Genomic DNA, 387 nt, shown 5'->3' with positions numbered 1-387 from the left:
ATTCACGTTCGAATGCATCGCGCAGGCGTTGCTCCAGGCCAAAGGTCTGCGCAATATGAACCGTGCGCGATTCGTTCATCGCCATTTTTATAGGTCGATCCACCATCTTTCCGCCCAGCGGGTGATACAGGTAGATGGTTTTGCAGGTCTGATAACCGGCGGTCATGCCCGGCTGTATATCGTCGCTGTCGAGGAGCGCGACAAGTTCCGGCGCAGCACTGCCGATTTCGAAATCATCTTCGTTCATTAGGTTTCTCGTCAGAGTGCGTCGCCGCTGCCAAATGCGATGATCAGCCCGTAGGTGTAATCGTCCAGTAGGTCATCGGCGCGCTTGTGTGCGTTTTTGTCAGCGAGGTGGAATCGTGATACCTGTTTGTGCAGGTGGTT

The 387-nt window shown here is 54.3% G+C and carries 2 pseudogenes; both read right to left on the bottom strand.

Annotation, left to right across the window (positions count from 1 at the left end):
• Positions 1-247, bottom strand: a pseudogene (locus FDX01_RS23385) (hypothetical protein); the annotation flags it as partial.
• An 11-nt stretch (positions 248-258) separates the two neighbouring features.
• Positions 259-387: pseudogene (locus tag FDX01_RS23380) on the bottom strand (terminase); the annotation flags it as partial.

The sequence above is a fragment of the Citrobacter sp. wls613 genome (assembly GCF_005281195.1).
Classification (GTDB): Bacteria; Pseudomonadota; Gammaproteobacteria; order Enterobacterales; family Enterobacteriaceae; genus Citrobacter; species Citrobacter gillenii.
This window is presented reverse-complemented; position numbering and strand designations above follow the sequence as displayed.